The organism is Paraburkholderia sp. BL17N1, assembly GCF_003634175.1.
In the GTDB taxonomy this organism is placed as follows: domain Bacteria; phylum Pseudomonadota; class Gammaproteobacteria; order Burkholderiales; family Burkholderiaceae; genus Paraburkholderia.
The window spans coordinates 4316724-4339335 of record NZ_RBIW01000001.1; the positions used below are offsets into that span (position 1 = coordinate 4316724).

Annotated in this window: 31 protein-coding genes; 3 read left to right on the top strand and 28 right to left on the bottom strand. The window is 62.0% G+C overall.

The features are described 5' to 3' along the window. Positions 1 to 40 precede the first annotated feature (40 nt). Entirely contained in the window at positions 41 to 970 is a 930-nt protein-coding gene (locus tag B0G82_RS19335; RefSeq protein WP_121308481.1) for a LysR family transcriptional regulator, read from the bottom strand. Between the two features lie 125 nt (positions 971 to 1095). On the opposite strand from B0G82_RS19335, the gene B0G82_RS19340 reads away from it, so the two are divergent. Next, on the top strand, positions 1096 to 2007 hold the full coding sequence (locus tag B0G82_RS19340) for an EamA family transporter (RefSeq protein WP_121308482.1): 912 nt from the start codon (positions 1096 to 1098) through the stop codon (positions 2005 to 2007). 18 nt (positions 2008 to 2025) lie between these two features. On the opposite strand, the gene B0G82_RS19345 is transcribed toward B0G82_RS19340, so the two are convergent. From B0G82_RS19345 to B0G82_RS19365, 5 genes are all read right to left on the bottom strand, one after another. Then, entirely contained in the window at positions 2026 to 3288 is a 1263-nt protein-coding gene (locus tag B0G82_RS19345; RefSeq protein ID WP_116142402.1) for an MFS transporter, read from the bottom strand. A 121-nt stretch (positions 3289 to 3409) separates the two neighbouring features. Continuing rightward, positions 3410 to 4543: an acyltransferase gene (locus B0G82_RS19350; protein WP_116142403.1), complete on the bottom strand. Its 1134-nt coding sequence runs from the start codon at positions 4541 to 4543 to the stop codon at positions 3410 to 3412. 289 nt (positions 4544 to 4832) lie between these two features. Next, positions 4833 to 5909, bottom strand: coding sequence for a tyrosine-type recombinase/integrase (locus B0G82_RS19355; RefSeq protein ID WP_241974632.1), 1077 nt, complete (start codon positions 5907 to 5909; stop codon positions 4833 to 4835). Further along, a complete protein-coding gene (locus tag B0G82_RS19360; RefSeq protein ID WP_241974633.1) occupies positions 5888 to 6100 on the bottom strand; it encodes a DUF4224 domain-containing protein in 213 nt (70 codons plus the stop codon). Before B0G82_RS19360 ends, B0G82_RS19355 begins: the two co-directional genes overlap by 22 nt. Positions 6101 to 6155: 55 nt before the next feature. After that, positions 6156 to 6686 carry a DUF1643 domain-containing protein gene (locus B0G82_RS19365; RefSeq protein ID WP_121308485.1) on the bottom strand — a complete coding sequence of 177 codons (531 nt, stop codon included), beginning with the start codon at positions 6684 to 6686 and terminating at the stop codon, positions 6156 to 6158. A 30-nt stretch (positions 6687 to 6716) separates the two neighbouring features. Here B0G82_RS19365 and B0G82_RS19370 point away from each other — a divergent pair, with 30 nt between their 5' ends. Then, complete coding sequence (locus tag B0G82_RS19370) at positions 6717 to 7094, top strand: hypothetical protein (protein WP_147439514.1); 378 nt, start codon at positions 6717 to 6719, stop codon at positions 7092 to 7094. 7 nt (positions 7095 to 7101) lie between these two features. Here B0G82_RS19370 and B0G82_RS19375 read toward each other — a convergent pair whose 3' ends face one another. The 22 genes from B0G82_RS19375 to B0G82_RS19475 all read right to left on the bottom strand — a co-directional run bounded on the left by B0G82_RS19375 (position 7102) and on the right by B0G82_RS19475 (position 22214). Continuing rightward, positions 7102 to 7797 carry a hypothetical protein gene (locus tag B0G82_RS19375; protein ID WP_121308766.1) on the bottom strand — a complete coding sequence of 232 codons (696 nt, stop codon included), beginning with the start codon at positions 7795 to 7797 and terminating at the stop codon, positions 7102 to 7104. A 5-nt stretch (positions 7798 to 7802) separates the two neighbouring features. Further along, complete coding sequence (locus B0G82_RS19380) at positions 7803 to 8114, bottom strand: hypothetical protein (RefSeq protein WP_121308487.1); 312 nt, start codon at positions 8112 to 8114, stop codon at positions 7803 to 7805. Then, positions 8111 to 9052, bottom strand: coding sequence for a phage Gp37/Gp68 family protein (locus B0G82_RS19385; protein WP_121308488.1), 942 nt, complete (start codon positions 9050 to 9052; stop codon positions 8111 to 8113). The genes B0G82_RS19380 and B0G82_RS19385 overlap by 4 nt, the downstream gene beginning before the upstream one ends. Before the next feature lie 91 nt (positions 9053 to 9143). Next, the gene (locus B0G82_RS19390; protein ID WP_121308489.1) at positions 9144 to 9464 is read right to left on the bottom strand and encodes a hypothetical protein; all 321 of its coding nucleotides are present in this window, start codon (positions 9462 to 9464) and stop codon (positions 9144 to 9146) included. Positions 9465 to 9647: 183 nt separating this feature from the next. Further along, positions 9648 to 11360 carry a DNA cytosine methyltransferase gene (locus B0G82_RS19395; protein WP_121308490.1) on the bottom strand — a complete coding sequence of 571 codons (1713 nt, stop codon included), beginning with the start codon at positions 11358 to 11360 and terminating at the stop codon, positions 9648 to 9650. An 84-nt stretch (positions 11361 to 11444) separates the two neighbouring features. Then, positions 11445 to 12164, bottom strand: coding sequence for a hypothetical protein (locus B0G82_RS19400; protein ID WP_121308491.1), 720 nt, complete (start codon positions 12162 to 12164; stop codon positions 11445 to 11447). Continuing rightward, complete coding sequence (locus tag B0G82_RS19405; RefSeq protein ID WP_121308492.1) at positions 12161 to 12484, bottom strand: hypothetical protein; 324 nt, start codon at positions 12482 to 12484, stop codon at positions 12161 to 12163. Before B0G82_RS19405 ends, B0G82_RS19400 begins: the two co-directional genes overlap by 4 nt. Then, the gene (locus tag B0G82_RS19410) at positions 12484 to 12987 is read right to left on the bottom strand and encodes a hypothetical protein (RefSeq protein ID WP_121308493.1); all 504 of its coding nucleotides are present in this window, start codon (positions 12985 to 12987) and stop codon (positions 12484 to 12486) included. Before B0G82_RS19410 ends, B0G82_RS19405 begins: the two co-directional genes overlap by 1 nt. Positions 12988 to 13050: 63 nt before the next feature. Then, entirely contained in the window at positions 13051 to 13668 is a 618-nt protein-coding gene (locus tag B0G82_RS19415; protein ID WP_121308494.1) for a 3'-5' exonuclease, read from the bottom strand. Between the two features lie 38 nt (positions 13669 to 13706). After that, a complete protein-coding gene (locus B0G82_RS19420; RefSeq protein WP_121308495.1) occupies positions 13707 to 14375 on the bottom strand; it encodes a cell division protein FtsK in 669 nt (222 codons plus the stop codon). Between the two features lie 40 nt (positions 14376 to 14415). Next, on the bottom strand, positions 14416 to 16230 hold the full coding sequence (locus B0G82_RS19425; protein ID WP_121308496.1) for an AAA family ATPase: 1815 nt from the start codon (positions 16228 to 16230) through the stop codon (positions 14416 to 14418). A 104-nt stretch (positions 16231 to 16334) separates the two neighbouring features. Next, positions 16335 to 17528 (bottom strand): hypothetical protein, encoded by a 1194-nt coding sequence (locus tag B0G82_RS40120; RefSeq protein WP_199730112.1) that lies wholly within the window; start codon positions 17526 to 17528, stop codon positions 16335 to 16337. Positions 17529 to 17542: 14 nt separating this feature from the next. After that, the gene (locus B0G82_RS19435; protein ID WP_121308497.1) at positions 17543 to 18343 is read right to left on the bottom strand and encodes a PD-(D/E)XK nuclease family protein; all 801 of its coding nucleotides are present in this window, start codon (positions 18341 to 18343) and stop codon (positions 17543 to 17545) included. Next, positions 18340 to 18489, bottom strand: coding sequence for a hypothetical protein (locus B0G82_RS39755; protein ID WP_158608163.1), 150 nt, complete (start codon positions 18487 to 18489; stop codon positions 18340 to 18342). The genes B0G82_RS19435 and B0G82_RS39755 overlap by 4 nt, the downstream gene beginning before the upstream one ends. An 8-nt stretch (positions 18490 to 18497) precedes the next feature. Then, positions 18498 to 18686: a hypothetical protein gene (locus B0G82_RS19440; RefSeq protein ID WP_121308498.1), complete on the bottom strand. Its 189-nt coding sequence runs from the start codon at positions 18684 to 18686 to the stop codon at positions 18498 to 18500. After that, on the bottom strand, positions 18680 to 18877 hold the full coding sequence (locus B0G82_RS19445; protein ID WP_121308499.1) for a hypothetical protein: 198 nt from the start codon (positions 18875 to 18877) through the stop codon (positions 18680 to 18682). The genes B0G82_RS19440 and B0G82_RS19445 overlap by 7 nt, the downstream gene beginning before the upstream one ends. Positions 18878 to 18950: 73 nt before the next feature. Beyond that, the gene (locus B0G82_RS19450) at positions 18951 to 19181 is read right to left on the bottom strand and encodes a hypothetical protein (RefSeq protein WP_121308500.1); all 231 of its coding nucleotides are present in this window, start codon (positions 19179 to 19181) and stop codon (positions 18951 to 18953) included. Position 19182: 1 nt separating this feature from the next. Further along, complete coding sequence (locus B0G82_RS19455) at positions 19183 to 19800, bottom strand: GIY-YIG nuclease family protein (protein ID WP_121308501.1); 618 nt, start codon at positions 19798 to 19800, stop codon at positions 19183 to 19185. Between the two features lie 388 nt (positions 19801 to 20188). Then, positions 20189 to 20317 (bottom strand): hypothetical protein, encoded by a 129-nt coding sequence (locus tag B0G82_RS41095; RefSeq protein ID WP_277872787.1) that lies wholly within the window; start codon positions 20315 to 20317, stop codon positions 20189 to 20191. Positions 20318 to 20343: 26 nt separating this feature from the next. Then, positions 20344 to 20658, bottom strand: coding sequence for a hypothetical protein (locus B0G82_RS19465; RefSeq protein WP_121308503.1), 315 nt, complete (start codon positions 20656 to 20658; stop codon positions 20344 to 20346). A gap of 278 nt (positions 20659 to 20936) precedes the next feature. After that, positions 20937 to 21383, bottom strand: a complete 447-nt coding sequence (locus tag B0G82_RS19470; RefSeq protein ID WP_121308504.1) for a hypothetical protein — start codon at positions 21381 to 21383, stop codon at positions 20937 to 20939. Between the two features lie 33 nt (positions 21384 to 21416). Beyond that, entirely contained in the window at positions 21417 to 22214 is a 798-nt protein-coding gene (locus B0G82_RS19475; protein WP_147439516.1) for a LexA family transcriptional regulator, read from the bottom strand. A 43-nt stretch (positions 22215 to 22257) separates the two neighbouring features. On the opposite strand from B0G82_RS19475, the gene B0G82_RS19480 reads away from it, so the two are divergent. Continuing rightward, on the top strand, positions 22258 to 22512 hold the full coding sequence (locus B0G82_RS19480; protein ID WP_121308506.1) for a hypothetical protein: 255 nt from the start codon (positions 22258 to 22260) through the stop codon (positions 22510 to 22512). The last annotated feature ends 100 nt before the right edge of the window (positions 22513 to 22612 follow it).

The following is a 22612-nucleotide window of genomic DNA, read 5'->3' on the forward strand; positions in this document are numbered from 1 at the left end:
TACGCGGGCGATTCCACTTTCGTCGCGCGCACGGTGGTTCTCATGCGGTATCGAGCGTGTCGTGAAGATGCTCGACGAGGTAGTCGATCAATGCCCTCACCTTCGGCGGCAGAAAACGATTCGGTGGATACAGCAGCCACACCGAACCGACGTAGGCGCGCGCTTCGAGATTCCAGTCGGGCAGCACCTGCACGAGTTCGCCGCTCTGCAGCGATTCAACGGCTGCAAATTCCGGTACACACGCTATGCCGAAGTCCTGCAGCGCGGCTTCGAGTCGCGCGCCGGCATGATTGGCAATGTAGCGACCCTTCACGTCGACGCTCTGTGTCTCCGTGCCGCGACGAAAGCGCCAGCGGTTGTCGTCGGCGGTCTCGCCGAGGTAAATGCAGGCGTGCTTCTGCAGATCGCGTGGCTGCGCCGGTGTGCCGCGCTCACGCAAATACGCCGGCGTCGCCACCAGCAGCCAGCGCACCGCGCCCAACCGGCGCCCCGCGAGTCCCTGCGGCGGATGCTCGGTCAGGCGGATCACCAGATCGACATCGTCGGCGAGCGGGTCGACGTCGTGATCGGTGAACAGGAGTTGCAGATCCACTTCGTCGTAAGCGCGCAAGAAGCCGGCAATCAGCGGGTGGACCACCGACCTCGCGAACTGGGTCGGCGCGCTCACGCTCACCTTGCCTTGCGGCCTGCCCGCCAATTGCCCGGCGGCGTCGACCGCGCCCGACGCGGCGCTCACCATGTCGCGACAGAATCGCGCCACCTGAGCGCCCGATTCCGTCACCCGCACCGTGCGCGTGGAGCGCTCCAGCAACCGGCTCGCCAGCGCGTCTTCGAGCCGCTTGATCTGACGGCTGACCGTGGACGGCGTGCTGCCGAGTTGCCGCGCCGCCACCGAGAAGTTGCCGGCGTCGACGACGCGCGCAAAAACCGCCATGTCCGGCAGCAAGGCGAAAAGCTCGCTTGGGGTCATCGTTCCGGGTCCGTGAGTGTGGTCATTCATTGATGCGTTTTCGACACAAATGCTGTGCGCCGAGACCCGATTATCACGCTTGGCGCAAAGTTCGACAATACGACCTTATTAGCTCGAGGTCGTCCATGTCGAAACAAGAACGCCTGCTCATGTTGTCCGATCTGATGCTGCTTGCCGTCGCCGTCGTGTGGGGCACCAGCTACGGTGTCGTCAAAAGCGCGCTGGTGTTTTATCCGGTGCTCGGTTTGCTCGCGCTGCGCTTCGGTATCACATTCGTGATCCTCTCGCCTGCCCTGCGCCACCTGCGCGCGGCCGACGCCCGCACGCTGCGCGGCGTGCTGGTCGCCGGCGCGCTGCTGCTCGGGATTTTTTTGTGCGAAACCTTCGGGATCCTGATGACGCGTGCGGCCAACGCCGCGTTTCTGATCAGCTTGTGCGTGGTGTTGACGCCGCTCGTCGAATGGTTGCTGCTCAAGCGCAAGCCGAGCCGCATCGAATGGCTGGCGGTGGGGCTTTCGCTGCTGGGCGCGTGGCTGCTCGCCGGCGACGGTGAACTGAGCCTCAATCCCGGCGACGCGCTGATTCTGCTTGCCGCGCTGTTGCGCGCGTTAACGGTGTGTGTAACCAAACGCGTGATGCGCGATTCGGCGCTGCCGGCGCTGTCGGTGACAGCGGTTCAGTCTGGCGTGGTGGCATTCGGCAGCGCCGCGGCCGCCTGGCTGTTCGCGCCGCAGCAGTGGCAGCCTGTGCCCTCGATTGCGGATCATGCGGCGTTCTGGGGCTATGTCGGCTATCTGGTGATCGCGTGCACGCTGTTCGCGTTCTTCGCGCAGAACTTCGCGATCAAGCGCAGCAGTCCGACGCGCGTCTCGCTGCTGATGGGCAGCGAACCGGCGTTCGGGGCATTGTTTGCCTGCATCTGGTTGGGCGAGCGAATTTCGGTGACGGCGTGGGTCGGCGGGGCATTGATCGTCGCGGCATCGATTCTGGCGACGGTGCGATGGACCGCGCTGCGCGTGAGCGCCGCGCAGGCCTGAAGCAGGGTGCTGCGTCGGTCAACGGCTCGGCGCCAGATCCTCTTCGCGCTCCAGCGAGCGCGTGCGTCTGAGTTCCGGGAAGAAGCGCATCCAGAGCAAGGCGACCGCGATGGTTGCCACGCCGCCCACCAGCACGGCCGGTTGCGCGCCCCACCACCCCGCCGTCACACCGGATTCAAACTCGCCCAATTGATTCGACGTCCCGATGAAAAGCGAGTTGACCGCGCTGACGCGTCCGAGCATTTCTTCTGGTGTGCGCAGTTGCACGAGCGACAGACGCACGACCACGCTGATGGTGTCGGAGGCGCCGAGCACCATCAGCGCGACGAGCGACGCGAGAAATTGATGCGACAGACCGAATACGACCGTGGCCGCGCCGAACGCGATCACGCCGCCGAACATCGCCGCGCCCGGCCGGTTGCGCAGCGGAAAATGCGCAAGCCAGATAGTGCCCGCGAGTGCGCCGATGGCGGTGCCCGAACGCAGCAGGCCGAGTCCGAGCGGCCCCGTGTGCAGGATATCGCGCGCGAAGATCGGCAACAGCGCGGTCGCACCGCCGAACAGCACGGCGAACAGATCGAGCGACAACGCGCCGAGAATCACCGGTTCGCGGCGAATGAAGGCAATGCCCGAGAACACCGATTCAAGCGTGACGGGTGCGCGGTTTGCCGGCTTCGCCTGTAGCGAGATGCCCGACACGGCTGCGGCCGCAGCCGCGAATGACAGCGTGCAGGCGAGATAGGCCGCGCCGGGGCCGATGCCGTAGAGCAGACCACCCAACGCCGGGCCCGCGATCTGCGCAGTCTGATTCGCCGAAGTGGCCCATGCCGTCGCTTTGGGCAACTGCCCGCGCGGCACGACGCCCGGCAATAGCGAAGCGACCGCGGGCGATTCGAAGGCGCGCGCCGCGCCGACGCATGCGGCCAGCACATAAATCATGGGTGCGCTGATCCAGCCGCCGAAGGTGCCGACAGCGAATAAAAACGCAGCGACGCTTTCGAGGCTTTGGCAGATGGCCGCGATACGGCGGCGGTCGTAACGGTCGGCGACCTGGCCGACGACGAGCGTCAGCACGAACATCGGCAGAAATTGCGCGAGGCCGACGAGGCCGAGTGCGAAGGCGCTATGCGTGAGCGCGTAAATGTGCCAGCCCATTGCCACCGCGAGCATCTGGAACGACAGCGACGAGAGGATGCGAGTGCACCAGAAACGTTGAAAGGCGGGGTGTTTCGGCAAACTAACGGATGAAGAGCCGGGCGGTTCGGCGGGCGCTGGAGGCATGGTGTTCGTGCTGTTGACTGGGCGGGCTTGGACGGCCGCCAGTTTAGAGCAAGATGATTTGTTTTGGTTTACGGCCTCGCGCGGCGCGCGTCGCCGGCAGTGACAAAACGGCTCGGCGCCTTCAGGCGAGAACCGGCGGACGCGCCCGGGTGAATCGGGATTCGACGAGCAGATACGAGAGGCCGCCGAGCGCCGCCGTCACCACGACGCCGGCCGCTACCGCGACCAGATACGCAAGCCGGATGTCCGCGAAATTGCGTTGCGCCAGCAGCGCAATGGCGGGATAAAAAGGCACGTGCCAGATGTACAGGCTATAGCTCGCGCGCCCTATTGAGGCAAGCGGCTTGAATTCCAGCGCACGCACGATCGGCGAACGCGGAGAGGAATGGATGACCCGGTAAATCATCAATGCGACTGACACGGCTAGCAGCGTATATCCGAACGTCTGAAGCCACGCCAGGGTTTTGAACGGGACATTTGAACATGCCAACGCAATCCAGATCGCCATGAACATCGCCGCACCGAGTACGCCTGCCGCTGCGGACTGCCTGGAACGAAGGTGGGAAGGCACGAGCGCCAGCAGGCAGCCTACTGCAATCGAGTCGATCCGGCAAAGCGTGAAAGTATAGATGCCGTTGTCGGAAATTCCGGCAAAATGGCACGCCACTCTGAACGATATCGCCACCAGCAGGAGCGCCAAGGCCGGGCGAAAGTACGAATGAAAACGGGCGACGAGAATCGGGAAGACAATATAGAAATGCCATTCCACGGCCAGCGTCCAGAAATGCGCCATGGTGAAATGTTGATCGGCCAGCGCGACCCGATCGCCGAACAGCGACTGCAGACTGGCCGTGAATGTCCATAGCAGGTACTCGTTTTTCAACACCTTGCTATGCGGGTCGATCAGCAGCGCGACAAGCGTGAATATCAGCAAGCTCGCGACGTAGGCCGGCAGCAACCGGATGGCCCGGCGTTGGATGAATTTTGCGTAGGACGCGACTGAATTGACGGGCCGCTTTAGTAGCGTCGTGGTGATGAGAAAGCCCGAGATCACGAAAAACACGTCCACGCCTATCCAGCCGGTCGACGCGATACGCACGATGCCGGACCATGCGCCACCCGACTCCGAGAGGCTGCTGGAAAAATAGCTCGTGTAGTGGAATAGAACGACCAGCATCATCGAAATGGCTCGGAGTCCATCGAGGCCGGTCACGTAGCGCAAAGAGCTTGCGTCTCGGATGCTATGTGTCTCCATCCGCGCATTCTACAGATTACAGAATGTTTGCGGCGGCGAGATGCCAGAAAGGCTGGCGAGAAAACAAAAAGCCGTTGAATCCTTGGGGATTCAACGGCTTATCATTCGTTCCTGGCGGAGAGACGGGGATTCGAACCCCGGATAGGTTATTAACCGGTCCGCCAATTCGCCGCCGCGCCTTGCCAGATAAGCCTATCAGCCAATCAACGTGGGTTACTCAAAAATTAAAATCATCGCGTAACCCGTTGATTTGTTTACGACCCACCCCCTCGAATAACCCACTTTTAGCCTACCTGAGCGGTTTCACCATCTCGGGCTTGCGCCTGTAGATGCGCTCAGTGATCCGGCTGTCGGCATGCGTCATCAAAGCCTGTGCATGGGCGAGAGTCTCCGCATCACTTGCGCACTTAGCCCGGAGGTCATGCTCGGTGAATCGCTCCGTGACCTTCGTTTCCTTTAGGACGCGCGCCATGAATCCGCGCCATAGAGACTCCCAACCTCCCGCTCTGCCAGTCGTCTCGTCTATATAGCATTCCCCGCTCCGATTGCAGAACAGGTAAGGGCCGATCATCACTGGACGCACGGCTTTCGCCATCGCGACCGCCTCTCGTAGTTCGTCCGACCACTGGATGATCACTCGCTTGCCGGTCGACTTCAGGGTCTTGTTCGGCGCCAGGTGAATGCCGTCGTCCTGCATGTCCGCCATCCTCAGACGCAGCAGATCGCCGCGGCGCATCCCAGTGAGCAGCTTCACCCGGATGTACGACTGGACGGCTAACACACTGCCCTTCTTGCGCTTACTGTCGATCGACAGGCACTCGACGATTTCCCAGTCCTCCACGTAGCGGGTCCGCGGCGCGTCCGACTCGATTCGCAATTGCCATGCGAAAGGGTGTGTCTTGATATAGCCCCACTTCACGGCCATCGTGAAGGCGTGCGACAGGATCTCGATCTCACGCTTCGCCGCTGTCTTTGCCGGGCGCCAGTCCAAATACTGATAAATGTGCGTTGGTTCGACGGCATCCAAGGGTGCCGTGCCGAACTTCGCACGGATGTTTTTCAGCCCGGCCATATTCTGCGTTTGCGTTGATGGCGCCTTGGCCGGGATCACTTCCAGCGCATAACGGTCCAGCAGATCGCCGACAGTGCGAACGTTGTCGGTTCGCCCGATGCGCTCCGCCCAGATTTTATAGGCCTCGGGGAGAGTCTTACCCAGTCGGAACTTTCTCTTCCCGTCCCAAGCGGGCTCCTGCCCGGAGGGGACGAGATAGTAATAGGCTCCGTGGTGATGCTTCCACCGTTTCGGCAGGCCGTCATTCTCTTTGTTTCGAGCGCGTGGCATGGTCAGTGAAAGGCGGGTTGCCAAGTTTTCATTTTAGGCTTGCTCGTCTTTTCGCCGAAAAGACGTTCCACATGCGCGCGGAGAACGGCGATCGAGCCGTCCGGGCGAACCTTATGTTCGACACCCATACCACGGAGCGCCCGGATCCGTGCGGCGCTCTGGCGCTTGGCGGTCAACTCTGTCAATTCTTCGTCGGTCAGGAACATCGAGTCCATTCCAGCTCCCACATACAGCGGGTGATTTCCAAATTTGTTGCGCGGCATTCATTTGTTAAATCTGAAACAGCTGCGGCCGGGTGCTGGCCGCGATGTACAACGGGTGCTTCGGGCTGCCGTCCTTGTTCAGGCCAAGGTGATAAAGCTTGTTGCGCATGCCCACGAGTCGGATGATGTGCATGACTTCTGCGGCGCGCGGCGCAGCCGCAGGGTGCGCGCCCCACGCGCAGATCACCGTGTGGGCCCTCTCGATGACGTCGAGAATGGCGCCTTCGGCGGGTCCGCTGCCGCGCTTCGGCCCGACCGGCTCTGGATGGGTCAGGAGTTCGTCCGGATCCGTCGCGCGAAGCGGGAACAGGTTGGCCACTTCGAGCCGCCCGTACTTGCCAGCGATTGCGCGCGACATGCAACGCGTGATGGTCGGGTCGTCGGTCAGGTGATCGGCCGTCGATGGGTTGAGCATCAGGAACGCGAGCGTCGGCTTACTACGATCCCACTCGCGCCAAAGCCGATACCGGTACGTGCCGCAATCGCTGATGTGCGCGCCGCGCTCGCCGGCGAGATCATGGTCTGTCAGATATTGCATACTGTGGCCTTCGCGACAGGGGCTATCGAAATGTCAGACTGGGACTTCAACTCACCCAAAGGAATCCGCGCATATGCAGAGCTCAACGGTGTTGAGGCTCTTCGAGAAATGGTAAGCGGCACGCGGCTTCGAGCCGACCGCAGGGTTTTAGCGATACAAGTTCTCGGGTACATCGATAAAGAGATCGCTGACGCCAAAGCTGAAGAGGCCAGACAGCATGAAGTTGCGCTGGCGCGCAGGTCGGTACAGGCTGCGGAATCGCAAGCAGCCGATGCAGCGAGAGCAGCAACGGCGGCAGAGGCCCAAGCAGAGCATGCTCGGCGTGCGATCATAATTTCCGTGCTCTCTTTGGTCGTTTCGGCCATTGCCATACTCGTGTCTGTTGCGGCGCTCGTTTGGGGCAAGTAAACGTCCGTCACGGCAACCTCCGAAATTTCACCACCCACACCCACGGGTTCGCATCCCAGCCATAGCCACGCGCGGCGTTGAGGCTGTCCCACAGGCATTGAAACGACTCGCGTGCGGTTTCAGTGCCTTCGCCGTTGTCGTATTCCCACGAGCCTGCGTGAACGCCTTCGGCCTCGGCGTCTGCCTCGCTGATGTCCTGCAACCGCTCGACGCGCACGCCGGTGACTTCGAGCGTGATGCGGGACGCCCAGCGCGGCATGTGGATCGACGGATGCCAACGAAACGGCACGTGCTCGTCGCTCTCGGGGCTGTAGATCCCGCGCACGCCGTCGCGTACTTCGATTTCGTGCGTCCGGTCGTCGTCCGCTGCGTACCAAACGCGGTCGTATGGGTAATGGGCGGCGAAGTCGTTACTCCATGTCTCGCGCACCCACAAACGGTCGCCAGGCTGGCCGTGCGGGCATGCCAAACAGTCGCCAGTCCGCGTATGCCAGATGGCGCCCTGTTCAGGAATCGTCTCGCCCGCCGCCGTAACACCGCCGTTCGGGCCACCGATAACCGTCGGCTCCCAGACGCCAAGCGGGTTGTTATGCGGCAACTTCACAATGCGTCGCGTCTGCGTTTTCGGGCTCTCGCCGCGCAGCGTCGCGCGCACCATTTCGCCGTTCATCAGGATCGGTCGCTCCTTCGTCCCTGTAGCCATCTGCATCACCACTCCCCTCCCAGTCCGTTCAACTTCATCAGCACATACGGTGCGTTGGCTTCGCTCCCAGTCCGATACACGCCGCGCGCGATCGCGCCGATCAGCCATAGCAGGTACAGGCGCTGATTGACGCGATAGAACGCTTCGAGTTGAGGCTTGTCGCTCGGCACCGGCCCGACCGAAGCGCACTGCGGGCGCAATTTCTCCGGCAGCGCGGCGATCGCGGCCGCGTGCTCCGCGCGGACTTCGGCGAACGGATCGGCTGCTGGCGCCGGTGCCTCTGCGATGGGATCGCCGAATAGGTCGAACTGGCTCACTCGGCACCTCGCGGAAATTCGTCGTGTGTGCGGCCATCGAGGTGGCGGCCGGCTGTCTTCTTGCCGACGCGGTACACCGTCGGCTCGTCGTCGTAGTGCATGCCGACCGCGGCGCTCGGTGTCAACGTGCTGAATGACCACTCGTCAGCGAACCAGTCGGCAACGCGCTCCGTGCGCTTCATCGGGCCACCGCAGTTCTCTCCCGGCGCCCATTCGCCCCATTGTTTGAAGAGAAAGGGCACGCCAGCGGCTTCGCACTGGTCACGAAGGTCACGAGCCCAATCCGGATGCATGGGGCGTGCGTTCGCGCCGCTTTCGCCCCCGCAGATCACCCACTCGGGCATCAGTTCCAGCGGGATCTCTCCCAGGTCACCGAGCATCGGCTCGACGCTCCAGAATCGCACGCGAGCCGGCACGGCGAGAAGCTTTCCTGCATCGCGCAACATCTCGTCGCGGTCGACGATCGTCGCGCCGATCGAGACATTCTCCGGGAGCCGCGGCTTTTCGAGACAATCGAGGTCGAACTGATACTGGGCCGTCTCGCTGACCATAGACATGACATTGCCGATCCGCTTCGTGAGCAACAGCCAGTCGAGGTTCGGCGTCGCGTCGATCAGGTCGAACAGATCGGCGCGCCACCGTGGATCAATCGCGTTGTCGAACACGTCCGCGAGCGAAGCGCAGAAGACGCGTTGCCGGCGGCCGTGCTCCGCGAAGAAATCGGCGTGGTTCGCGTTCCACTGAAGCGGCTTGCGCCAGTTGGCTTTCGACGTGCGGCGACGCGACGCGCCGGGCCCCCAGTTGATCGCGACGCCTCCGCCATAGCGTGCGTTGCGCGTCTCCGCATAGCAGTGATCGCAACCCGGGCCGACCTTCTGGCAACCCTCCCACGGGTTGAAGGTGTGATCGGTCCATTCGATTTTGCTGTTCTCGCTCATCGACGTTCCCCGAGCAACACCTCAAAACAAGCATCCAGCGACAGCCCGAGCGCCAACACGAGGGCGATCGTTACGATAAGGTCCAACGGAGTCATGCTTGGCCTCCGGTTTCAACTAGGCCAAGCGACTGAGAATAGGCGAGATAGTGCTCGACCTTCGCCAGTTTCGTCGCAATCGCCACGTGATCCGGCGAGCCGATGTCGAACCAGAACTCGCCGTTCGATACTTCGCCGAGGCGATGCACCATTGCCAGCAGATCGTTCAGTTCGCCGTACACACGCTCGGCGTTTGTCTCGGCGCGCCCCGGCTGAATCTCGCTCAGGCCGAAGTGGGCCGTCTTGAGCGCGATCTGCGCGATTTCCGAGGCTTCCTCTGCGATCTTGACGAGGAAGTATTGGTTGAGCGTCATCATGATTTACCTCTCAGAACAGTTCGGTTTGCGCAGGCTCTTTGCTGATCGCCGCCGCTTGAAGTCGTCGTTTAGCTACCCAGTGCAAAAGCGTCGCGTGCCATCCGGAGTGCTGCGGGTACCGACGCACGGCCATCGCCTGAGCGAGGTACGTGCGCGCCATCCGGATATGCCAGTCGCGGTCTGTCACGCTGCCGCGCCAGCCATCTGCTTTTCGTGTGCAAAGTTCGCGACGATCAGCGCCGTAGCAACATCCGGACAGACACTGTTGCCGATCATTCGAACCTGCGCGCTCTTCGACAGCGGCTTCCCATTCACCACGGGATCCAGCACGTAGCTGTCGGGAAAGCCTTGGGCACGTGCGAGCTCGCGCGGCGACAGCATGCGCATGCCAATGTCGACGATCGCGTACGTCTCTCCCCGAATGGTCACGAGGCCGAGCGCTTCCGGGCCGTGATACTTCTTGAGCAGCGCGCGCACTTCGCCAACATGGCCGCCGCCGGCGGTGAGCGTCGGCATCGGCTCGCGATCGTCCTGGCCGAACTGGTTGTTGCGCAGCTTCAGCAGATGCGAAGTGACAATGGTCGTGTCGGCTTTGCTGGTGACGGTTGCCATCGGCTCGCTCGCATCACGCGGCCGGGACTGGCCAGCGCGGCCGCCGCAGCCGACCAACTGCGCGGTGACAACTGAATGGTGATCCGAAGTCGTCACGGTGCCTGTCGGGACGTCCACGCCAGTACCGACTACGCCGCCGTAGTGCTTCGCGAGGAAAGCGGACACGACTGCATGCTTGACGCCGCCGGCGACGGCGGTGCCGAGCGGCTTGTCGAGACCGGGAACGCGCGGCTCCTGGCCTGCGCGCTCGCCATAGCCCGTTTGGATCAGCGTCGCCGATACAAGCGCCTGCTCGCCGCGGTGGGCGCCGGTGACCGTCGCGAGCGGCCCGGTGATGTCGGCTGTGCGGTCGGCGCCGTGGTGCGTGACGTGCATGAGCGTCGGTGCGACAACGGCGAATCGGTTAGCCGTCGTCGTGGTGCCGAGCGGCGCATCAATCGGCGCTCCGCGAAAGCGATCATCGGCGGTGTAATAGGAAACGATGAACGGATCCGCGCTGTTCACCACGAACTTCATGATGCCCTTGGCGATTCGCCGCAGCGTCGCGTCCTTCAGCGGCCGCGCCCGCTCGAATATCGACGGGCACGGTACCGACCAGTCGATGCACTCGGCGGCCGTGCGCCACGGCAGCAACTTGCCGGTGCGCACTGCGGCGCTCTTCGGATCGCCATGCGTCGGCGTTGGCCATACGATCGGCAGGTGATCTCGCCGCGCGACGAGGAACAGGCGCTTGCGGATGGTCGGCGCGCCGAAGTCGCACGCGCGCAGTTCCTTCCAGTCGACCGTGTAACCCTGCGCGCGTAGCGCATTGATGAACGACCGAAATGTGCGGCCGCGCTGTTTCAGGTCTGGCTTTCCGTCAGCCGCCAGCGGGCCCCAGGTCTGAAATTCTTCGACGTTCTCCAGCATGATCACGCGCGGCTTACCCTTGGCCGCCCAGCGCAGCGCGATCCACGCGAGGCCGCGAATCTTCTTCGATACCGGTTTGCCACCTTTGGCTTTGCTGAAGTGCTTGCAATCCGGCGACAACCAAACCAGCGCGAGCGGCTGATTTCCAGTGATCTCGGACGGATCGACGTCGAACACGCTCTCGCAATAGTGCGTCGTGTGCGGGTGATTGGCCGTGTGCATAGCGATCGCTTCCGGGTCGTGATTGATCGCCACATCGACCGGTCGGCCGAACGCACGCTCGAGGCCGGTGCTTGCTCCGCCGCCGCCGGCGAAGTTGTCGATGATCAACTCACTGCCGAGGTCCAGCGGAAGGGAAATCGGATCGCGTTTCATTTTTGTCCTGTTGAAAAAGCGGGGCCGGGACCGCACCCCTTCCAAACACACGCCGTGCCCTTCGGGTTAAGCACAGCGCCGTACTTACTGCGATCGCCACTCGCTGCCGCGCACCATGCGACCCACTGGTGCCAGCACGAGTACTTCCGATTCCTTTTCGTTGCGCACCAGAGATGCGGCGCGCCGTTGCGCGCGAGGGAGGTCGGCGTGCCGTTTCGGCTTCGCATAGCGGCCGACCGTCACGTAGACCTTCGGCAACTGAACATCCGCCACGCCCGTCAGGTCGTCGATCGACTGCTCAAGCGCGGCAACGTTCTCTTTCAACTTGGCGATGACGGTCTTCTGCGCTTCGACCTCGGCACGCGCCGCGTCGCGCTCGACGGTTGCTTCATCGCGTGCGGTAACGAGCGCCTTGGCGTTGTCGATCGCGTCGATGAGCTTGAACTGCGAGTCCGGAGAAACACCCAGCACGACCAGCAGGTCCGACACTCTTAGCTCACGCATGTCGTCTGCCTCGGGCTTGGCTGCTTTCGGCGTGGCCGCGTTCGCAGCCGTCACGACCGCCTCGATCAGGGACTTCGGGCGAGCATCGGTATCGGACTGCTGGACGGAAGGCGCCGAATCCTTGCGTGTGAGCCAGTACGCGTACTCGCCCTTTTTCATTTCACGCTCGAGCACACCGTCCTTGACCATCCTGTTCAGTTCACGCGACACGTCGAGTTGATCAAGGCCGACCCGGCTCGCAATCGTCTTGGCGGTCGATTCCATTACGGTGCCCAAATACTTTTCGATCTCTATGCTCATGATTGACCTCGGGCGCGGAGCATGGCGTCGGCTAGTCGATAAGACGCATCCGCGATTGCGTCAGCCCATTCCTGAGGGGAATCTTTCCCGCACGGGTGATTCGCGTCCGTGGCATACGTTGCCATCCAGCCTGTCAGCGCCTTCGCCGCGAAGTAGTCGCGCAGAGTCATGCCAGCAGTTGCGCGCGCCTGCGCTTCGATGTACAGGCGGTCACGCTCGGCCGAGTCGGTCACCCCTTGAATCGCCGCGGTCGCAACCGAATGCACCATCGCGTGATTTGAGATCGGAAACGCCGGACCACCGTGTTTGATCGCTTCCATCAGACTGCCTCCACGTACCCGTACACCACCAGATCAGGCGCCCTGCCCTCGTTGTAGACAGCATCGGCGATGCGATTCAGGTCCGTGCCGACGGGCACGTTGCCCTTCGCCACTTGGTTCACGGTGCGCCGCGCAATCTCGAGAGCGCGGTCGCGCGTCAGGTCGATCCAGACACGCTGGCCCGGCGCCGGCACATGTTTCGGCGCGTACTGGTCGAGATTCCAGTTGACGTGCCTGAGCTTCGGCTCCTTGCACGACGGGCACTGAAAGCCGAACGGCGTGACGCCGTCGCGACTGTTCCAGATGCGCTCGCGATGACCGCATTCGCACGCGTACCACATGAGACAAAAGGCTTCGGTATGAAGATGGCCGTTCGGCGTCAGCGGCCGCGTAGACATAGCGGCAGCGCTCGGCGTGAACGGTTGCTTCGTCGCCGCGCGCATCTCGGCGCGGCGCTGCTCGCGCGAGCTCGGCATCGACACCGCGTAGGGTTTGCGTTGCATCAAGAAATCTCCTCTGCATTTGCTAACGTGGCGCGCCCTTGACCGCGCGCCACGCGACGACTGTTATGCGGCAACCGCGAGATGCTTTTTGATGCCGTAGTAGACCGCTTTGCATGCGGCCAGATCGACCGCGGCGTTATGCGCGCCCTCGAGCTTCGTGCCGGTGAAAAACTCGTATGCTTCGGCCAGATTCGGCGACTTCGCGTGCTTGCGGCCAGCAGCGAGCATCTTTTCGGTGGGCGGCAGGTTGATGATCTTCGTGGACTTGCCCTGGGTGCAGAAGGCCGGCGCGGACTTCCACTCGTCGTGGAACGGATCGTCGTGATCCAGCTCGCGGAAGTACTCGATGCGCACCATCCGCGCGTCGAAAGATTCGTTATGGCCGACGCGCAGCGCTGCACGACGCCACAGGCTGGTGAACTGTGCCAATGCCTCGGACAGCGGGATGCCTTCCGCAAGCGCGCGCTCCGTTGTGATTCCGGTCAGCGCCGCGATTTCCTCGGGAATCGCCCAGCCGTCCGGGCTGATCAGCACGTCCATGGAGGCCAGCACATTGCCGTTGGCCTCGTCGCACAACTCGGCGGCCAGTTGGGTGATGTGCGGCTGGCTCGGGTCTTCGGACGGCATGCTCCAGTTCGGAAGACCGTTGGTTTCGGTGTCGTAGAAAAGCGCTGTATTCACGTTCGATCCTTTTCGTTATGGCGGGTCGTTGCGCGGGCTTATTCGGGTTTCTGCTCTTCGTGCCACCGCTTCCAGCCTTTAACCCATGCAATGCACAGGGCGCCGGCCATGACAGGGCAATCGCCCTGCGGTTTGCCTTCACTGGCAGCGATGTAGCCTGCTTCTTCGGCTGCGTCGAGCTCTTCCTGCAGCGGCTGGTGCTCGATCGCCTTCAACTCAGCATCGACAACATCGTCAGCGTTGAGACCAGTCGGTCCGTTCATGCCGTCGCCGTCTTCGGAGGTGTATTCGCCGCCGAGGTCAAGGCCGCGTTGATCGCCCTCTCCCTTCACGTCGTCCATGCCGGTCGTGTGGTCGCCGGCGCTGGCCACGACGACCAGCACGGCTTTGCTCTGGGCGTCGTACAGCTCGTGCAGAGACGGTGCGTTGGCACCAAACTTGATGACGGCCTTCACGCCATCCTTGATGGTGATCTGGTCGAGATCACCCGCGACAACCGTTCGACCGGCGCTAGCCAACGTGTGAACGGCCATCGCGATGTTTGCCTGCACGCGGGCGCGGAGGCGGTCGATGATGTCGTTCTGCTTGGCCTCGGACAGCTTCGTCCACACCTCCGGCAGCAGCTTCAATTCGAGAACGAGCGCCTGCAGGATGTCTCGGCCGACGGTGTCGGCTGTCATGGCGCGGAAGTCTTTCGGTGCGTTCATCGCGAGTCCTATGGTGATGGGGGGTTGGTTGGTGGTGGCGTCAGGCGGCTTGGGCGACCGAGGTCGTCGCGATCAATTCGCCCCGCTCGATCCAGTGCGCGCGAGTCGTGGCCGGCAGACCCTCAGGCACCTTCTTCAGCGTGCCGAACACCAGGGCGGTGGTGATCTCGCCTTCCTTGGCCATGTCGTCCAGCAGCGCGAGCAGATCGCCACGGCCCGGGATGTCGAGCACATCAAACCGGTCGAACGACACAAGCCGGCTTTCCGACAGCACCGCGATCGTCAGCGCGACGAGCGCATCGACGCGGTATTTCTCAGATTCACTGAGCAGCGAGTACAGCCGGCCGCCGGCGCGGATCGCCATGTCGGCGCCGATCTCCGGTACCGCCCAATCGGCGAACGCAGCCAGCGAAGCGAGTTGGTGGTTGATGGGCGCGAGCACCTTGGCCAGCATGTCGCCCGGGATGCCGTCCGGTGACAGCGCAACGGCGATGGCCAGCCACTGCGCGATATCGGCGTGGTGCCGGGCAGCGTCTTTTGTCTTCGAGGCGGCGGTCTCTGCGGCGCGCTTCGCGTTGTTGAGCTTGTCCAACTCAGCGCGCAGGTTTGCGCGTTGGTCGGTCGCGGCTGTCACGCTGCGGCGCGCGGCGGTCACATGCTCTTCGGTGACCGTCTCCACGTCGGCTTTCAACTTCAACGACTCGGACGCTGCACGCGCGGCGGCGAGATCCCGCTCGTCGTTCTCGACCGAGCGCTTCATCAGATCGCGCGCTCGAATCAGTTCCGGCAGCTTGGCACGCGCGTCCGCGTCGCCATCCGCACCCGGCTCCCCGTACTGTTCGACATAAGCTGCGTAGGCGCTTTCGACGACATCGAGCCGATAGTCAGACCACGGCTTGATCGTGCCAGTAGCTCGTTGCACCAAACTTTGCGCGTCGTCGATGATCACCGTGAATTCGCGCACTGCTGCGGCGAGTTCGTGCACGAGGCCTTCACGCGGCGCGTCGCCGGCGCGCTGTTGCGCTTCCAGCAGCGCTGCTTCGACCTGGGCGAAGTGCTGCTTGTCGGTGGCTAACTTCGCCTCGATGCGCGTGACGCTCTCGGCCAGCTCCGCGTTGCGCTCTGCGCTCGCGGTGGCCGCCTTGTATGCGTCGTGCTTCACCTGCAGCGCTCCGACGTCTTTGTTCGCCGCCGCGAGCCGGCCCTCGACCGCGACCAGTTGTTCCGTCACGTCGTCGTGCCGCTTGACGTCGAAGAGCGGCACCTCCGCTTCCCATCCTTCGCCCTTGTCGGAACCCCACTGCTCGCCGGTCACCGTCTTCCAGGCACCTTTCGCCTCGCGCGCTTCGTCTTCGGCAAACTTCACTGCGGCCGGAAAGCCCGAGCGCAGCATCGGCAGGACCTTCTCAACCTTCGCTGCGTCGCACTCGCGCTCGAGCAGCGAAGCCTTCACGGTTTCGGGCGTAGCCCGCAGGCCAGTCAGGTCGAACAGGAACGTACGGCGATCGTCGGCCTTCATGCTGGCGAACGTGGACGGCTCCAGGACGTATGGCAACGCGCCGGTGTACACCTTCAGGCCGACGTGCTTTCCATCCGGCAGTGTCAGGCTCGCGGATCCGGCATCGGTGTCGACGGACACCACCGCCTTCTTCGAGCCCTCCGTCACCATGGACGGATAGTCTTTCTTCAACGCGACGCGCGAGATATCGCCGGTCAGCGCCGCGCTGATCGCTTCGCGCAGGCTGCTCTTGCCGGCGCCATTCGGCCCGGCAAAGATTGTTACGGGTGTGTCGAGGTCGAGGTCTACGGCGCGTGCGCCGATAAAGTGCTTTGCGGTGATGTGCTGGATCTGCATTTTCTTTCTCTCGGATATTGGGCGGGGCACGCCGACGGCGGAAGGCGTAGATCAACGCTCGCGAGCTACATACGCCGAGCGCCGATCGGCAACCCCATTGACGGTTACTCGACGCTCGGCGCGGCGCCGCGCGTGCGGCGGCCAGCCCGGTCGAACTTCTTGCGCAGTTCGGAAGCGATCGCGCTCAGCCGCTCTTCGGCATCCGGGTCCGGCACATCGGCGATGAGCGCGATCGCGGTGGTCAACTCGTCGCTGTTGTTCGCGGCGTTCAGGCGCGCGGCGATCTGCGATTCGGAGAGCGGGCCACTCGACTCGGCACTTGCTGCCGCCGGAGCCGCACTGGACGGAGCGCCTGCGTCGGTTGCCTGCTGCTGGGTAGGTTGCTGCTCAGCCTCACCAGTCTGTGTCGCTTGCGCGGGCCCCTGACTGCCCACGTCGGTCGCTTGAACGTCGGTAGCGTCCGATTCCGCGCGGCGCGCGGCCGGCGACATCGAAGCGGCGCGCAGCGACTCGACATCCACCGCCAACTTGCCATCCGCCTGCGGCTCCAGATCGATGATGTCCTGCGCTTCTTCGGCTGTTTGCAGGCCCATCAGAAGTTCCGGCGCGTACAACTTGCCGAAGAAAGCGGCGGAGCGATAGCGAAGCATTACTTCGGGCATCGTCATCCACTTGCTGCCGTTCTTTGTGAGCCAGCCTTCGTCGATCGCCATCTGGATGCTGATCGTTGGCGATTCGAGCCGCGCGCCGGTCTCTTTCTCGATCGCCCAGGCCACACACGTCTGATGGCGAACCTTGACCTTCTTCTCGACCTGGACTTTCTTCGCGCGGCCGCCATTCGGCTGGTCCTGCCACTCGGTGGCGGTGTATGTGACCTCTTCCAGATCACCGGCCTTGCTGAGATCGAAACGCAGCGGCGAGTACTTGCCGCACGAGTTGATCGCCGCGATGATGAATTGCGACGACCACGACGGCCGGCCTTCGACGATGTACAGGTTTTGCATCACCATCAGCGGGTCAGCGCCCATGCGTTGCGCCATGTTGAGTGCGACAACGCAGTTCGACAGCCCGCTCGGGTTGTCTTCGTAACCGGTCACCTTCCCGTATTCCTTGATCTCGGTGCGCGCGCGGTAAGCGACGGGCACGAGCGTGGAATGGGTCAGCATCTTTGCCGCTCGCTGCATGAGCTCAAACGACTGACTGTTGGCGAAACCCATCTGCACAGCCGGCAGGTTGGCGTCGCGGTTCGGTTGTTGCGCAACGTCCTGCAACGTGCGCGGTTGTGCTGGGGCGTTCATCGGAAGCGTCCTTTTTATTCGTGATAGATGCAGGTGTTCCAGCGCGCGCAATAGGTCTTGCTGCACAGGTACGACTGCGGATTGGGTGGGAAGAGACCGGCGCGGAACATGTCGGCGGCGAGTTGAATCAGGCCCGGCGCTTCGTCGGTGCCGACCAGTACGCGCCGCGCGTCAAACACCGGACTGACGGCGATCGGCGTCTTCGACGTTGTGCCGAGGCCGATGATCTGGGCGCCCGCCGTGCGCTGCTGCGTCGTGTGCTCGTACATCAGCTGGTACGTGCCGGTTTGCGCCGAGCGCGACTTGATGTTGGCCTCGCCGTTCGTCACGACACGCGCGCCGGTTTTCACGTCCGGGATAATCGTGCCGTCGTGAGTCTCCGCGACGCGGGCCCGGTCCATCGTTCCGGTCAACGTGATCGACACACCACCACCGCAATCGATCACCAGCGGTTCAAGCGACATTTCCACCGCGACATAATCGAACTGCGGCGCGATCTCGGTGCAGTACTTCGTCGTGAGCACCAGTCCGATCCGCTCGGCTTCCGTGAACTTGATGTTGTCGTTCGAGAAGTCGACGTCGTACTCCGGGTGATGCAGCGTGTCGATGAAAACGCCGGCGGCGTCGTCGGGCCGAATCTCACTTTGGTTGAGACGTGCGCTGTCGAAGGCGGCGGTGCCGGCGTGAACGCTGGTACCGAGCAGCGCGCGCAGGCCCGCAGGCTTGCGGATGCCGAGCAGATGCTCACCCTCCCAGGAATAGGCGCAATCGAAAAACTTGCCGAACGACGACGCGCGGATACGAAGGTCGCTCATACCGCACCCTTCGATGCCCACATCTGCAGGCGCAGCGCGGCGGTGTCTGCACGATCCCATTCGCTCGTGATCCACATGATCCCGACGACGACCGCAACTGCGATCGCAAAAGAGATGTGCGGGTGCTTCGCGTAGAAGCGGTCCATTGCGCGGATCACGCCAACCCCCGAACGTTCGTGTGCGTGAAGACACGCGCCACCGACGGCGGAACGTAGCCGGTGGCGATCGGCGTGCGCGGTTGGACGCCGCGGCGAACCAGTTCAGCCTTCGCAGCCGCCTGACGGCGCTTGGTGCGCTCGCAAAGCATTTCGTACTTCAGATCGAGAACGCGGTCTTTCAGCATGTCTGCCTCGCAGAGATAAGCAACAGAACGATCGTCACGACGCCCATCGCGGCCAGACCAGCGATGAGGCCATAACCCATGTCGAGCGCACGGCGATCAGCCTCGGTCAACTGCCGAACCGGAACGCGCTGGATGCCGATTGCGCGGCGCACGAACCGGCCGACGAGACGATGGAAGAAGTAGCGATTCACGCCGCACCTTTCAAAAATGCCCACGCGCAGCACGCGAGGAATAACCAGATGGAAGCGGGAACGGCGAGGCCGCTCATTGCGTGTCACCCAACCGAACGTGGTTGATGCCCGGGGCGTACATTTCGTCGCCGAGGCGAACCGAGCGCGGTACCGCGTCCACCCGGTCCCAGTAGTCGCGATCCCATTCGGCCGCGCGCTCTTCTTCCGTAAGCGGCGGTTCCGCATCGCCCATCGCCTCGTCCAGTCCACGATCCACCTGGCGCTCAAGTTGGCGATAGATTTCTTGGTTAAAGAACTTGCCCATTTCACGCTCCATCTGAACCAGAGTTCTTGCGCTTCGCAGAATTGGTGGCTCTGTTCGATGCGCCGATCTTTTCGCGGTGTTCAGGCGTCAGCACTTTGCCCTTGTTGATCTCGGCCAGCTTGGCCCGATGCTCTGCCGATTTCGGCTTTCCTTTCATGGATGCCGACAACATCGCTCGATACTCGGGCTGTGCAGATCTGGCTCTAGCCGCCGCCGCGATCTTTTCGCGCGTTTCGGGACTCATTGGCCCACGCACCTTTCCAATTTTTGCTGCGGCGCACTTCGCCTTGGTTTCCGCCGTCCGCGCAATCCCCTTGCAACTTCCGGCTGTCGGAGACGCGTTATAGGGCGGACGAAAAACGTCCAGTGCGCGTTGCTCGTAGAACAGAAGATCCTTCAGGTCACAAAGGAACAGGATTTCAAACTTGAGAGATTCCAGACCGCTCGCATTGAAGGCTGCTTGGAGTTGCTTCGACCGGTGGTCGCCCTTGCGTAAGTAGGTCTTGTGTCCGTTCCAGCGAGCAAGAATGTTCTGGCTGCTTCCGATATAGAAACCGCCGTCCGATCCCGTGATCCTGTAGACGCCGCTTACTGCCTTCGTTAGACCGCGACGAGCCATCCCAAGTACTCCTATTCGAGAGGGCCAGTCCACATCAGCCCGGTAACTTCATCAACGTGATAAGACAGCCCTCAAGCGTGGATGCGTGGCGCTCGCATAAGGCAGCGTTTGGCCGCGCAACGTGTCAGTCGTGGTGCGATCGCGCCCACCGATCGCCGCCATGCATCCACACTTCAGGGCGCCTACTATTCCGAAACCTCAACCACTGACCGGATTCCGCAGCGCGCAAGCGTGGGCGAAACCCAGGTACCGAACGCATCCTTCATTGCCCAAGGAATGCCGGCGCAATCCACAAGCGAATCGCCCATCAAGACCACGGGGACCGGCGCGCGGAATGCCGTGTAGTCGCCGTTCGGGTAGTGCTGTCCAAGAACTTGCATTTGGTCCCTCACAGCAGGCAGACACGGTTCAGATCAACCGTGCGCCGATAAACATTGCGATTCAGCCACGGTACGAACGTGTACTCGTCGTACGCGTTGCAGCCGATCACGATGAAGTTGTGAAGCGTGGTGGCCATGGCTGGCTCCGCTGCCCGAGCGATGCTCAGGCAAAGATGATTTCGTTGATCTCGGCGATGGCCCGGGCGCTATCCGCCGCACGCTTCACGCACGCCGCAGCGATCTTGTCGGCATGCACCCACGCATCAGCGATCAGCTCACGCGCTTCGGTCGGCGAAATCTTTTCGACGCCGTTGTGAGGCACAAATTTGTAGAGCTGCGTGCCGGCCTTGTTGACCAGGATGTAGGCATCCGGAGCGAAGTCCCCCGGCGTGGCGATCGCTGCCTTTACGGTCAGCGACAGGAAACCGACCTTGACGGTCGAACCCACTTCCCACGACTGCTTGCTGTTCTTGATCATGTCCGGCTCCCGAGGTGTTTTGTGTGCTGCGTTGGATTGAATTAAACACCATGTTTATACACATGTCAAACGCCGCGTTTAATTTTTCCCGGGAAATTTGTAACAACGCACACGCTGCGGAGGAGGTGCGCGGGTTCGCCGCTGTTCATGGGCGAGAATCGCTATGGAGGCTCGAGGATGGGTCTGCCCCGAGACACTTGGCGCAACGGGTGGAGATACGAAAAAGCCCCGCACTTGGCGGGGCTTATCGGGCACAGCGACGACAATTTTTGAGGCGGCTAATTGCTCTTCGTAGCATCTGAAACAAGTTGCATGAGCGGTAGACCGGGCATTGAATATTCTTTTCCGCCCTCAGATCGATAGACGTCCATCTCAGCGTGCCCGCCGGCCGCGTTGAACTTTTTGCCGTTGGCTCCGGTATAAGTCATGGCAACCTCAGCTCCGCATCGGATGCTGTCGGCGTTCCGGTCCACTGCGGCCACATAGAAATTCGATGTAGTTACGTCCAAGGAATTGTCGATCCGCTTTTTTACTGCGTCGTCGACCGTCTCACCGCCTCCACGAATAATGTCTGCGATCTTCCCTTCTATGTCGCGCCTTGCCAGTTTCAAAAACTCCGACTTCGTATCTTGAGACCAGCATTCGGCCATCACCGCTTCATCCGGTTTTTGCTGGCATCCCAGTAATGCGAACGCACTCAGACACATAGCCACCACCACTTTCATGGCTTCCCCTTTGTTTTGCTGAGTATTGATTTTTTAACGGAACACGCCAGAGAAGATGACGACGCCTCGGACGGTTGTCCCTTCCTCCCATCGCTCAATCCGCTTCCCGTTGAGCGCGAGCAAATACATTCCTTCGCCGTCTTCCTTCAACCGTCGGAACAGCATTTTGCCATTGGGCAGAATGGCGATTATGTCCCTGTCCGGGACGGCTTTCACCTCCGGATCGACGAAGAGGATTTCCCCTTCCCGATAGCCAATGGCAGTTCCATCGTCCATCGTTTCCGTATTGTTTGCGATGCAAAAAGTGGCTGGACTATGCGGCGCTGGGCACGGCATCCAGCGTTGTACATCAACGTCGTTGAAGGAGTTCATCAGGGGGTCCCAGGTTCGGGCCTGGTCCCAGCTGATAAGAGGAACTTCCCCTCGGATCGCCAGGCCGGGCTCTGCGTGTGAGGCACCCATCGTATTCCCGTGCTCGACCGTCGATTTAACAATTACCCCGCTTTTGGTTGCGCTGATCGATGCATCATGCGTGACACTTTTGTGGCTGGTCGCCGCAAACATTTCCCCCGTCCCGTCTTCGATCCACGTCGCGCTGATTCCCAGCAGCTTTTGCGCGGCCAAACGTCCTGGCTTCGAAACCCCGATTTCTCCGCGGTAGGACCAGTTATTGATTGTCTGCTCGCTCACATTGAGCGCTCGCGCAAGATCGGCCGGCCCTTCGATCTCTCGACGGACGATCTTTGCCGCCCTGAACAGACGCTTTGCCGTCTCGTGCATCACTTTTTCCATGGCGAGATTGTGGCCTGAGTAAACGTCTTGTTGATACACATGGTGTTTGCAATTTGTTTAAACATGGTGTTTAATTGACGTCATGAGCAAACACCCTGATCTCCATCCCGACAGCGCGATCATCGACGCACATGGCGGACCCGCGAAGCTCGCTGAGAAGTTGGGCTACGACAAATCCGGTGGCGTGCAACGTATCCAGAACTGGAGAACGCGGGGTATCCCCGACAAAGTCAAGGTCAAATTTCCCGAGTTGTTTTTGACGGAACTGATCGACCGCATCAAGGCGAGCGACGACGTCCAGAACCCTGTTGGCGGCGTAGACGACAAGACCGATTGACATCGGGCGCACGTACTGACGCGGACCGGCGTTAGTACTGCGAAGGGCACGACCGGTGTTTTTAGGTTGCATTTCAAATTTCCAGTGGCGTCAGATATGG